Origin of the sequence: Pseudomonas sp. CF161, assembly GCF_000416215.1 — a bacterium.
Classification (GTDB): domain Bacteria; phylum Pseudomonadota; class Gammaproteobacteria; order Pseudomonadales; family Pseudomonadaceae; genus Aquipseudomonas.
Window position 1 is genome coordinate 256,147 of record NZ_ATLP01000089.1, and the last position, 12,483, is coordinate 268,629.

General features: G+C 64.6%; 10 protein-coding genes. 6 read left to right on the forward strand and 4 right to left on the reverse strand.

Annotated features, from left to right (window positions below; translation table 11 throughout):
* Nucleotides 1-134: 134 nt before the first annotated feature.
* The 4 genes from CF161_RS18400 to paaY form a co-directional block, all read right to left on the reverse strand.
* Entirely contained in the window at nucleotides 135-1,625 is a 1,491-nt protein-coding gene (locus CF161_RS18400) for an aldehyde dehydrogenase family protein (protein WP_020298100.1), read from the reverse strand.
* Between the two features lie 228 nt (nucleotides 1,626-1,853).
* The gene (feaR, locus tag CF161_RS18405; protein WP_020298101.1) at nucleotides 1,854-2,768 is read right to left on the reverse strand and encodes a transcriptional regulator FeaR; all 915 of its coding nucleotides are present in this window, start codon (nucleotides 2,766-2,768) and stop codon (nucleotides 1,854-1,856) included.
* A gap of 97 nt (nucleotides 2,769-2,865) precedes the next feature.
* Nucleotides 2,866-3,789 (reverse strand): phenylacetic acid degradation operon negative regulatory protein PaaX, encoded by a 924-nt coding sequence (gene paaX / locus CF161_RS18410; RefSeq protein ID WP_043229763.1) that lies wholly within the window; start codon nucleotides 3,787-3,789, stop codon nucleotides 2,866-2,868.
* A 63-nt stretch (nucleotides 3,790-3,852) separates the two neighbouring features.
* A complete protein-coding gene (paaY, locus tag CF161_RS18415) occupies nucleotides 3,853-4,446 on the reverse strand; it encodes a phenylacetic acid degradation protein PaaY (protein ID WP_020298103.1) in 594 nt (197 codons plus the stop codon).
* Nucleotides 4,447-4,815: 369 nt separating this feature from the next.
* On the opposite strand from paaY, the gene paaF reads away from it, so the two are divergent.
* From paaF to paaK, 6 genes are all read left to right on the forward strand, one after another.
* On the forward strand, nucleotides 4,816-5,589 hold the full coding sequence (paaF, locus tag CF161_RS18420) for a 2,3-dehydroadipyl-CoA hydratase PaaF (protein ID WP_020298104.1): 774 nt from the start codon (nucleotides 4,816-4,818) through the stop codon (nucleotides 5,587-5,589).
* Nucleotides 5,590-5,639: 50 nt separating this feature from the next.
* Nucleotides 5,640-6,431 (forward strand): 2-(1,2-epoxy-1,2-dihydrophenyl)acetyl-CoA isomerase PaaG, encoded by a 792-nt coding sequence (paaG, locus tag CF161_RS18425; protein WP_020298105.1) that lies wholly within the window; start codon nucleotides 5,640-5,642, stop codon nucleotides 6,429-6,431.
* A gap of 2 nt (nucleotides 6,432-6,433) precedes the next feature.
* Nucleotides 6,434-7,951: a 3-hydroxyacyl-CoA dehydrogenase PaaH gene (paaH, locus tag CF161_RS18430; RefSeq protein ID WP_020298106.1), complete on the forward strand. Its 1,518-nt coding sequence runs from the start codon at nucleotides 6,434-6,436 to the stop codon at nucleotides 7,949-7,951.
* Complete coding sequence (gene paaI, locus CF161_RS18435; protein WP_020298107.1) at nucleotides 7,944-8,393, forward strand: hydroxyphenylacetyl-CoA thioesterase PaaI; 450 nt, start codon at nucleotides 7,944-7,946, stop codon at nucleotides 8,391-8,393. The genes paaH and paaI overlap by 8 nt, the downstream gene beginning before the upstream one ends.
* Complete coding sequence (gene pcaF, locus CF161_RS18440; protein WP_020298108.1) at nucleotides 8,386-9,591, forward strand: 3-oxoadipyl-CoA thiolase; 1,206 nt, start codon at nucleotides 8,386-8,388, stop codon at nucleotides 9,589-9,591. The genes paaI and pcaF overlap by 8 nt, the downstream gene beginning before the upstream one ends.
* A 103-nt stretch (nucleotides 9,592-9,694) precedes the next feature.
* Nucleotides 9,695-11,014 (forward strand): phenylacetate--CoA ligase PaaK, encoded by a 1,320-nt coding sequence (gene paaK / locus CF161_RS18445; protein WP_020298109.1) that lies wholly within the window; start codon nucleotides 9,695-9,697, stop codon nucleotides 11,012-11,014.
* The last annotated feature ends 1,469 nt before the right edge of the window (nucleotides 11,015-12,483 follow it).

The window sequence follows — 12,483 nt, forward strand, 5'->3', positions numbered from 1 at the left end:
TGCTGCTGTTCACTTAAACGACAGAGTTAGCTGAAGTCATCTGTGGCGAGGGGCTTGCTCCCTCGCCACAAGTGCGGTGTGTATCCCTTAAGTGGAGGGCACCAGGGTGAGGGGGCTGGCTGTTGCCTCAGGGATCAATGCGCAATGCACACCGATTTCAACTCGGTGTAGGCCTCGATCACCGCACGCCCGAATTCACGGCCCATCCCCGACTGCTTGACCCCACCGAACGGCATGTTCGGGTCCAGCAGCACGTGGGCATTGACCCACACCGTACCGGCCTGGATCCGTGGCACCAGGTTCATGGCCTTGGTCAGGTCATTGGTCCACAGGCTGGCCGCCAGGCCGTAAGGGCTGTCATTGGCCAGGGCAATGGCGCTGTCTTCATCATCGAACGGGATTACCGACAGCACCGGGCCGAACACTTCCTCGTGGGCCACGGCCATGCTGTGGTCAACGTCCGCCAGCACCGTCGGCTGCACAAAAAAACCGTCCAGGTTCAGCGCCTCGCCGCCCGCCACCAGGCGCGCACCCTGCTCCCTTGCCAGCTCGATATGCTTGAGCACGCTCTGTTGCTGCTTGCGCGAGACCAGCGGATTGATCGCTGCCGAAGGGTCCATGCCGGCGCCGATACTCATCCCGGCCACCGCCGCCGCCAGGCCGTCGACAAACTCCTGATAACGCGAGCGTTGTACATAGAACCGCGATGCGGCGGCGCACACCTGCCCCTGGTTCAGCAGGCCACCAAGCAGCGCGCCCTGGATCGCCTTGGGAATGTCGGCGTCGGCCAGCACGATCATCGGGTTCTTGCCCCCCAGCTCCAGAGCAAAACGGGTCATGTTCTGCAACGCCGCCACGCCCACGCCTTTGCCGACTTCGGTGGAGCCGGTGAACGACACCTTGCTGATCAGCGGGTGCGACGCCAGGGCATTGCCCACCGTGCTGCCGCGCCCGGTAACCACGTTGAATACCCCGGCGGGAATCCCGGCCTCGAATGCCAGCTCAGCCAGGCGCAAGGCGGTCAGCGGGGTCTCACTGGCGGGCTTGATCACCACCGTGCAGCCACAGGCCAGGGCCGGCATCAGCTTCCAGGCGCTGATCATCAACGGGAAATTCCACGGCACAATGCCCGCCACCACGCCCACCGGTTCACGCCGGGCAAAGGCGGTAAAGCGCGTGCCTTCGGGAATCGGGATCGATACGTCCAGGGTCTGGCCTTCGATCTTGGTCGCCCAGCCAGACATGTAGCGCATGAACTCCACCGTGGCGCCGACATCGAGCATCCGCGCGATGTTGATCGACTTGCCCTGGCTGAGGGTTTCCAACTGGGCCAGCTCCTCGGCGTGCTGCTCCACCAGCGCGGTGAAGTTCAACAGGATGCGCTCGCGATCAGCCGGTCGCAGGCCAGACCAGATGCCGGAGGTGTAGGCCCGGTGAGCCGAGGTCACGGCCTGATCGAGGACCTCCAGCCCGACATCCGCTACCCGGGCAATCTCCTGGCCGGTGGCCGGGTTCAGGACCGGGGTGCTCGGGCCGTCGTCGAGGTGCCAGCGGCCATCGATAAAACAACCATGCTGGCGCTGTAGAAACGCGGTGACCTGGGGCAGAACTTCAACCTTGCTCATGCGGACTCCTGATAAGGAACGGCCTTGCGGCCCGTGGTGAGAGAGATTGAAGTGTTGCTGCTGGGAAACCTGCGGGGTTTGCTTTGTATGCCAGACGTATTGGTGAGACTGCCAGGCTGTATCAACAGGGTCCCTGTCGCCGCTGCCGATGGCTGCGCTGGCCGGTATGAACACTGCGAGTGCTTCAGCCAGATCAAGGGGACTTTCAAGGGCCAGCGGCGACGAGAATCAGGCGTAACGCTTGCGGTACTCGCCGGGGGACACACCGAACCGCGCCTTGAACGCGGTGGAAAAATGGCTGGAATCGCTGAAGCCCCAGGAATACCCCAGCGCCGACAGCTTCTGCTCCGCCCCGGGCTGGCGCAATGATTCGGCGCAGAAATCCAGACGCCGGTTCTTGATGTACTGCGCCACCACCAGGCCTTTCTTGGCGAACAGCCGGTACAGCCCACGCACCGAAACCCCCACCTCGCGAGCCAGCCACTCGGGGCACAATTCCTCGCAACGAATATGCTCGTCAATAAAGGCAAAGCTCTTGCACAGGATGCGCTGGTGCGGGTCGACGCTGTCTTCGCTGGCGCTGATGGCCGGTCGCAGCAGGCTGATCATCGCGTCCAGGGTCGCTTCGCTTTCCACCTGGTTGAGCTGGGGCTGGCAGGTGGTTTCGAGAATCAGCCGATGGGACAGCATGGCAATCGGCGAAGTCGCCGGGATCCGCCGCCCGCACTGGACCTGGTTGAAGCGCAAGGCTTGCTCCACCTGTTGGTGGGGCAAGATCAGCGACAACTGCCGCGAGTTGTCGCTGTAGGTGAAATCACTGGGGCGTGACGCGTCGATCAAGGTGATATCGCCCGCTGACAGCGTGACCCGGCTATCGCCCTGGGCCATGCCGGCCGTGCCTTCCAGTTGGAACACCGCGAAATACTTGTTGCCCTCATTGGCCGCCACCTCGCGCGCCGTGCGGTACAGGCGCGCCTGGCAGGCATCGACGAAACTGAGCTTGAGCGCCCCGCTCCGGAACTCGCGGATAGCCCCGGAAAACGCCGGCCCCAGGGCCTGGGCATCGAAGGCGCCACAGATCTGGTTGATCTGGTTCAGCCACTGATCAAACCCTTCACGCTGTTGTGCGTTGCACGCTTTCATGTCGAACCTCACCAGGCATTATTTTTATTCTGCCCGGCCGTCTGTGGCGACCGGGGTGATGGCTGTTCTCCTGAACGCTGCTGCTCCGTGGTGCTGCTTACTTCAACCCGCCAAAACGCCGATAAAAACTTTCCCCGACATCCGGCAGCGGCCCATCGGCATTTTCCAGGGCATGGTTCAGCCACTCCTCGGCCCGGGCATAGATCAGTCGATAGATGTTGCGGCACAACTGGCGCGCCGCCCGGCCTTCCCAGTCGCCGGGAAGCAATTCGTCCGGCAGCTGCGGGTCGCGCAGCAGCAACTTGCGGTACTCGTGAATAAGCAGGAGACGCGCCAGGAAACAATCCGCCGGCTGCAGGTGCTCCTGCTCGCGAAGCGCCTGCCAGAGCGGTCGGAACAGCTGGATAAACTCGCTGTAGTGAGCCGCCAGCTCGTCGATGTTCCAGCTCTCGCGCACCTGCAGGCGCAAGGCCTTGGAGGCCATCACATCCTGGGCGGTGGTTTCAAAGACGATGGTGTCTTCCTGCACCCCCAGGTCGAGCAGCGTGGCGTTGATGTCGGCGCGATCGCTGCGTGGGCAAGCCAGTACCACCGGCGAGATCGCACCAAACCCTTGCCACTCCAATTCTTCGCGCACCTGCTTGCGCTTGTCCTGATTGAGCTGGGACAGCATCACCAGGCTCCAGGAACCGTCCCAGGCCGGCACGCTGGCGTTGTACACACGCTTGAAGGCCTTGTCGAAACGACGACGACCCGTGCCGGTCAGGCTGTAATAACTGCGGCGACCGACCTTTTCCGCGGTCAGCCAACCTTCCTTGCTCAAGCGGAAGATCGAGGTGCGGATCAGCCGCTCATTGATGCCGATCGGCTCCAGCAATTGAATCAGGCTGCCCAGCCACACCGTACCGCCGTGGGGCTCGATGGCGTCGCCGTACAGGGTAATGATCAGCGAGCTGGCGCGAATCGGCGTCTGCTCCTGGAAACGGGTAATAAGTTGATTCAAAGGTGCGAGGGACGACATGGGCGTACCGAGAAAAAAGGAATAAATATACCGGGTTTCATAACGCTCGACCCGGCTGCGGCATTATTCCGCGCCTTTGGTTCGAAAGCCGCTGTCGCTGTGACGAGGACGATCGGTTTCGGGCGCGGCCAGGGGCTCGCAGACCTGCATGTTTTCCAGACAACGCCGGGTCAACACCTGGTATTCGCGGGTTCCGGCCTGCTTCCAGGCCACTTCGTCGTCACTCAGGCGGCGCTTGACGCTGGCCGGCGTGCCCATCACCAGCGATTGCTCCGGGCATTCGAACCCGGCCCGCACGAAGGCGGCGGCGGACACAAACGAACGCGGCCCGATGCGGGCGTTATCCATCACCACCGCATTCATCCCCACCAGCACATCGGCGCCGATCCGGCAGCCGTGCAACACCGCGCCATGACCAATGTGCCCGTTGCGCTCGACCACCGTGTCGCTGTCGGGAAAACCATGCATCACACAGGTGTCCTGCAGGTTGGCCCCCTCCTCCAGCACGATCCGGCCGAAATCACCGCGCAAACTGGCCAGCGGCCCGACATAACAATGAGGCCCGATAATCACATCGCCGATCAGCACGGCGGACGGATGCACATAAGCGCTGGGATCGACCACCGGGGTCAGGCCATCGAGGCTGTAGCAGGTCATGAAACACTCCTGATAAGGCGCTGCAGGAAGCACTGCGCAAAGCGATGCCGTAATGTTTGCATCTTGTATCACATCGCTTTAATCGAACAAAGCGATTAAAAGCGTATCGCTTCATGATGAAGGCACAAGACAGCCCTGCGCCGACTAACAAACAGGCTTTATAACCAATGAAACAGGGGGTAATAGGATTGAATACACCCTTGAACCTGTAGCCATTGGCCATTTAACGACTAACAATAAGACACATTAAATCAATTTTAGTATTGCAATCGTGTATCGCATTGGCGATATACTCGGCGAAAACCGGCTCCCCAGCCGATCCAATAATGAGCCGGCCCCAGGCCGAGCGTGCACCCGAGGGCATCCGCCATGCCTCAAACCCTTGCCGTCGAATGCTTCGAGCACGGCGTACGCCTGATTACCCTGCAACGCCCCCAGGCCTTGAACGCCCTGAACACCGAGCTGCTGGCGGAACTGGCCAGCGCCCTGGCCGAGGCTGAAGCCGACCCCGATGCCCGGGTGGTGGTCCTGACCGGCAGCGCCAAGGCGTTCGCCGCTGGCGCCGACATCAAGGAAATGGCCGAGCGCGACCTGGTGGGCATCCTCAATGACCCGCGCCAGGCGTCGTGGCACGCCATCACCCGCTTCAGCAAACCATTGATCGCCGCCGTCAACGGCTTCGCCCTGGGCGGTGGCTGCGAACTGGCGATGCACGCCGACATCATTATTGCCGGCGAAGACGCCCGCTTCGGCCAGCCGGAAATCAACCTCGGGATCATGCCCGGCGCCGGCGGCACCCAACGCCTGTTGCGCGCTGTCGGCAAGTCCATGGCGATGCAGATGGTCCTTGGCGGCGAGTCGATCGACGCCCGGCACGCCCTGCGCGCCGGCCTGGTGAGCGAAGTCACCCAGCCCGAATTCACCGTCGAGCGCGCCCTGCAACTGGCTACGCTGATTGCTGGCAAGGCCCCGCTGGCGCTGCGCCTGGCCAAGGAAGCGCTGCTCAAGGCCATGGACACCGACCTCGCCACGGGCCTGCGCTTCGAGCGCCAGGCCTTCACCCTGCTGGCCGGCACCCGTGACCGCGACGAAGGCATACGCGCCTTCCAGGACAAGCGCCCGGCGCACTTCAGCGGGCAATGACCCGGCCCAGGCCCCCTTATTCGAACGACCTCGCAGAGAGCGCCATGACCATGAACTTCGAACACATCCTGTTTTCCATCGAGGCCGGCGTCGCCCTGCTCAGCCTCAACCGCCCCGAGCAACTCAACAGCTTCAACGCGCAGATGCACAGTGAAGTCAAACAGGCGCTGAAGTTGCTGCGCAATGACCCGCAAGTCCGGGTGCTGTTGCTGACCGGCGAAGGCCGCGGCTTCTGCGCCGGCCAAGACCTCAGCGACCGCAACGTGGCACCCGGCAGCGCGGTGCCGGACCTGGGCGAATCCATCGAGAAGTTCTACAACCCGCTGATCCGCCAACTGCGCGACCTGCCGCTGCCGGTGATCTGCGCGGTCAACGGTGTCGCAGCCGGGGCCGGGGCCAATATCCCGCTGGCCTGTGACCTGGTCCTGGCGGCGCGCTCGGCGAGCTTTATCCAGGCGTTCTGCAAGATCGGCCTGATACCCGACTCCGGCGGCACCTGGACCCTGCCGCGCCTGGTCGGCATGGCCCGGGCCAAGGCCCTGGCGCTGCTGGGCAACCGCCTGGGCGCCGAGCAAGCCGAGCAATGGGGGCTGATCTACCGCTGCGTCGACGATGCCGATCTGCGCGACGAAGCCTTGAAGCTCGCGCGGCACCTGGCGACCCAGCCCACCTACGGCCTGGCCCTGATCAAGCGCAGCCTCAACGCCAGTCTGCACAACAGCTTCGACGAGCAACTGGAGCTGGAAAAAGACCTGCAACGCCTGGCCGGGCGCAGCGAGGATTACCGCGAAGGCGTCAGCGCCTTTATGGAAAAACGCACACCGACCTTCAAGGGCCGCTGACCATGAGCGCATTGACTACAAACGCCCGCATCGCAGTGATCGGCGCCGGCGCCATGGGAGCCGGCATCGCCCAGGTCGCGGCCCAGGCCGGGCACCGGGTGCAACTGCTCGACAGCCGTCCCGGCGCGGCCGCCCAGGCCATCGCCGGCATCGACCGCCAGCTCGGCAAGCGAGTGCAGAACGGCAAGCTCGAGGCCCAGGCCCATCACGCCACCCTGGACCGCCTGCACGTGGCCGAATCCATCGACAGCCTGGCCGACAGCGACCTGATCATCGAAGCCATTGTCGAAAACCTCGAGGTCAAGCAGCAGCTGTTTCGTCAGCTTGAAAGCCTGTGCCAGGACAGCTGCATCCTCGCCAGCAACACCTCATCGCTGTCGATCACCAGCATCGCCGCCGGCCTGACACGGCCCGAGCGCCTGTTGGGGCTGCACTTCTTCAACCCGGCGCCGGTAATGGCCCTGGTCGAGGTGATCTCGGGCCTGGCCAGCGACCCCGCCCTGGCCCGCTGCCTGTATGACACGGCGGCCGCCTGGGGAAAAAAACCGGTGCACGCCCGCTCCACTCCGGGCTTTATCGTCAACCGCGTGGCCCGGCCGTTTTATGCCGAAAGCCTGCGCCTGCTACAGGAAGGCGCCGCCGACTGCGCCACCCTCGATGCCTTGCTGCGCGAGGGCGGCGGCTTCGCCATGGGCGCCTTCGAACTCACCGACCTGATTGGCCACGACGTCAACTACGCCGTGACCTGCTCGGTGTTCCATGCCTACTACGGCGACATGCGCTACCAACCGTCGCTGATCCAGAAAGAACTGGTGGACGCCGGCCATTTGGGCCGCAAGAGCGGCCAGGGCTTCTACAGCTATGCCGAAGGCGCCGCACGCCCAGCCCCTGCCCAGCTCGAAAGCCAGGCCAGCATTGACTGCTGCGAAGTCGAGGGCGACCTCGGCATCGCCCGCGAGCTGCTGCCGCGCCTGCGCCAGGCTGGTATTCACCTCACCCTTCGCGACGGCAGCGGCCTGCTGCGGGTCGGCGACGCGGTGCTGGCCCTCAGCGATGGGCGCTCGGCCAGCCAACGCGCCCGTACCAGCGGCCTGCGCAACCTGATCCTGCTGGACCTGGTGGGGGATTTTTCCAGCGCCGGGCGCATCGCCATCAGTTGCAGCGCCGACACCTCGCCCCAGGCCCTGGAGCAGGCCGTAGCGCTGTTGCAGCGCGCCGGGCTCAAGGTCAGCCAAGTCACTGACAGCCCGGCACTGGTGGTGCTGCGCAGCGTGGCGATGCTCGCCAACGAGGCCGCCGATGCCCTGCTGCACGGAGTGGCCAGCGCCGCCGACATCGACCTGGCGATGCGCGCCGGGGTCAATTACCCCCAGGGCCCGCTGGCCTGGGCCGACCGCATCGGCCTGGCGCCGCTGCTGCAGGTCCTGGAAAACCTGCAAGCCGCCTATGGCGAAGAACGTTACCGGCCGTCCCTGCTGCTGCGGCGCAAGGTCGCCGAAGGGAGCAACTTCCATGACTAACCACCACGCCATGAACCTGGCCAGCCAATGCGCACAAAGCCTGTTCGAACGCGACCAGGCCAGCCAGGCCATGGGCATGCGCCTGCTGTCGGTAGCGCCGGGGGTCGCGCGGCTGGGCATGAGCGTCGGCGCCCATATGCTTCAGGGCCACGGCACCTGCCACGGCGGCTACCTGTTCGCCCTGGCGGATTCGGCCTTTGCCTTTGCCTGCAACAGTTACAACGAGGCCACCGTGGCCATCGGCTGCAGCATCGACTACATCGCCCCGGCCCACCTGGGCGATACCCTGACCGCCGACTGCACCGAGCAAAGCCGCAGCGGGCGCACCGGCAACTACGACGTCCGCATTGAAAACCAGAACGGGCAGTTGATTGCCCTGTTCCATGGCAAATCCTACAAAGTGCGCGGCCCGGTGCTGACGCAGGAGACCCCCAATGAATGATGCCCTGATCATCGATGCAGTCCGCACCCCCATCGGCCGCTATGCCGGCGCCCTGAGCAGCGTGCGCGCCGACGACCTTGGCGCGATCCCCCTGCGCGAATTGCTGCGCCGCCACCCGCAAGTGGACTGGAGCACGGTCGACGACGTGCTCTACGGTTGCGCCAACCAGGCCGGCGAAGACAACCGCAACGTGGCGCGCATGTCGGCCCTGCTGGCCGGGCTGCCGGTCAGCGTACCCGGGACCACCCTCAACCGCCTGTGCGGCTCCGGCCTGGACGCCATCGGCAGCGCGGCGCGTGCCATTCGCTGCGGCGAGGCTTCGCTGATGCTGGTGGGAGGCGTCGAGTCGATGTCCCGCGCACCGCTGGTGATGGGCAAGGCCGAGACCGCGTTTTCACGCCAGGCGCAGCTGTTCGACACCACCATCGGCTGGCGCTTCGTCAACCCGCTGATGGAGCAGCAATATGGCATCGACTCGATGCCGGAGACCGCCGAAAACGTCGCCGCGCAGTTCAATATCTCCCGCGCCGACCAGGACGCCTTTGCCCTGCGCAGTCAGCAACGTGCCTCTGCCGCCCAGGCCAGCGGGCGCCTGGCCCGGGAAATAGTCGCGGTGCAGATCCCCCAGCGCAAAGGCCCGGCCATCGTCGTCGAACACGACGAGCACCCACGGGGCGACACCACCCTGGAACAACTGCAAAAGCTCGGCACGCCCTTTCGCAAGGACGGCACCGTCACCGCCGGCAACGCCTCCGGGGTCAATGACGGCGCCTGTGCGCTGCTGCTGGCCAATGCCACCACCGCCCAGCGTTACGGGCTCAAGGCCCGGGGCCGGGTGGTGGCCATGGCCACCGCCGGGGTCGAGCCGCGGATCATGGGCATCGGCCCGGTGCCGGCGACGCGCAAGGTCCTGGAGCTGGCCAACCTCAGCCTGGCAGACATGGACGTGATCGAACTCAACGAAGCCTTCGCTGCCCAGGGTCTGGCCGTGCTGCGCGAACTGGGGCTGGGGGATGACGATCCACGGGTCAACCCCAATGGCGGTGCGATCGCCCTGGGCCACCCACTGGGCATGAGCGGCGCGCGCCTGGTGACCACGGCCCTGCACGAACTGGAACAACGCCAGGGCCGCTATGCCTTGTGCACCATGTGCATCGGCGTCGGCCAGGGCATCGCCCTGATTATCGAAAAGCTCTAGTAGAAACAACGCAAGACCCAGGGTGCCGCCAGGTATCCTTGGCGCATGCACTCAAGACCCGCTTGCCGGCGGGTCGCAACACAAAAACAATTCGAGTGAAGTCATGAACATGCCAATTGCCAAAGCCGTGCTTGACCCCGTGCTGGACCCGCTGGAGACCGCCAGCATCGACCAACTGCGCCAGCATCAGCTTGACCGGCTGCGCTGGAGCCTGAACCACGCCTACAACAACGTACCGCTCTATCGCCAGCGTTTCGACGAACTGGGGGTGCACCCCGACGACGTGCGCAGCCTCGATGACCTGGCAAAATTCCCCTTTACCACCAAGTCCGACCTGCGGGACAACTACCCCTACGGCATGTTCGCCGTACCGATGCAGGACGTGGTGCGCCTGCACGCCTCCAGCGGCACCACCGGCAAACCGACGGTGGTCGGGTACACCCAGAACGACATCGACACCTGGGCCAACGTGGTGGCGCGCTCGATCCGCGCCGGTGGCGGGCGGCGTGGCGACAAGGTGCATATCTCCTACGGCTACGGTCTGTTTACCGGCGGCCTGGGGGCGCACTACGGCGCCGAGCGCCTGGGCTGCACCGTGATCCCGATGTCTGGTGGGCAGACCGAGAAGCAGGTGCAACTGATCAAGGATTTCCAGCCGGACATCATCATGGTCACGCCCTCCTACATGCTCAACATCGCCGATGAAATCGAGCGCCAGGGCATCGACCCGCAAAAGCTCGCGCTGCGCCTGGGCATCTTCGGCGCCGAACCCTGGACCGCCGAACTGCGCAGCGCCATCGAGCAACGGCTGGGGATCACCGCCCTCGATATCTATGGTCTTTCGGAAATCATGGGGCCGGGGGTGGCCATGGAGTGCGCTGAAACCAAGGACGGCCCGACCCTCTGGGAAGACCACTTCTACCCCGAGATCATCGACCCCATCACCGGCGAGGTGCTGCCCGACGGGCAGATGGGGGAACTGGTCTTCACCTCGTTGAGCAAGGAAGCCTTGCCGATGATCCGTTACCGCACCCGCGACCTGACCCGGCTCCTGCCCGGCACCGCCCGCCCCATGCGCCGTATCGACAAGATCACCGGGCGCAGCGATGACATGCTGATCATTCGCGGCGTCAATGTGTTCCCGACCCAGGTCGAGGAACAGGTGCTCAAGGTCCGGCAGCTGTGCGAGAGCTATGAGATCCATCTCTATCGCAATGGCAACCTCGACAGCGTCGACGTACACGTCGAACTCAAGAGCGAGCACCAGCACCTGCCTGAAGAGCAGCAGAAAACCATCTGCAGCGAACTGAGCCGGCACATCAAAACCAACATTGGCATCAGTTCCCGTATCGTTTTGCAACCGGCGTTCTCCATCAAGCGCTCCGAAGGCAAGGCCTGCCATGTGATCGACAACCGCAAATAACCACCCCTGCCCCGCCCCGCCCCGCATCACCCGATGCCGGGGCGCCTCTCAGCTTCAAGCCCCTGAATGGTAACCGCCCCTGTGGCGAGGGAGCTCGCTCCCGCTCGGCTGCACAGCAGCCGCAATCGCCCCAAGTCCATCTCCCTGATACACCGCAACGCCCGGCTCAGGGGCCGCTACGCGCCCCAGCGGGAGCAAGCTCCCTCGCCACAAAGACCTGACACCCCTCGCCTGACAGCCCTGAAAAAACCCTTCGTTGCAGCCAGAAACATCCCAGCACACCCCCGATCCCCTGTGGCGAGGGAGCTCGCTCCCGCTCGGCTGCACAGCAGCCGCAATCGCCCCAAGTCCATCTCCCTGATACACCGCAACGCCCGGCTCAGGGGCCGCTACGCGCCCCAGCGGGAGCAAGCTCCCTCGCCACAAAGACCTGACACCCCTCGCCTGACAGCCCTGAAAAAACCCTTCGTTGCAGCCAGAAACATCCCAGCACACCCCCGATCCCCTGTGGCGAGGGAGCTCGCTCCCGCTCGGCTGCACAGCAGCCGCAATCATCCGAACGCCATCTCCCTGATACACCGCAACGCCCAGTTCAGGGGCCGCTACGCGCCCCAGCGGGAGCAAGCTCCCTCACCACAAAGGCCCGACACCCCTCGCCTGACAACCCTGAAAACCCCTTCGTTGCAGCCAGAAACATCCCAGCACACCCCTGATTCCCTGTGGCGAGGGAGCTCGCTCCCGCTCGGCTGCGCAGCAGCCGCAATCGCCCCAATTCCATCTCCCTGATGCACCGCAGTGCCCGGTTCACGGGTCGCTATGCGCCCCAGCGGGAGCAAGCTCCCTCACCACAAAGGCCCGACACCGCCCACCTGACAGCCCTGAAAAAACCCTTCGTTGCAGCCAGAAACATCCCAGCCCCCCCGATCCCCCTGTGGCGAGGCAGCTCGCTCCCGCTCGGCTGCGCAGCAGCCGCAATCGCCCCAATTCCATCTCCCTGATGCACCGCAGTGCCCGGTTCACGGGTCGCTATGCGCCCCAGCGGGAGCAAGCTCCCTCGCCACAAAGGCCCGACACCGCTCGCCTGACAAACCTGAAAAACCTTTGTTGCAGCCAGAAACATTTCTGCACACCCCCGATCCCCCTGTGGCGAGGGAGCTCGCTCCCGCTCGGCTGCGCAGCAGCCGCAATCGCCCCAATTCCATCTCCCTGATGCACCGCAGTGCCAGGTTCATGGGCCGCTACGCGCCCCAGCGGGAGCAAGCTCCCTCACCACAAAGGCCCGACACCGCCCACCTGACAGCCCTGAAAAAACCCTTCGTTGCAGCCAGAAACATCCCAGCCCCCCCGATCCCCCTGTGGCGAGGCAGCTCGCTCCCGCTCGGCTGCGCAGCAGCCGCAATCGCCCCAATTCCATCTCCCTGATGCACCGCAGTGCCAGGTTCATGGGCCGCTACGCGCCCCAGCGGGAG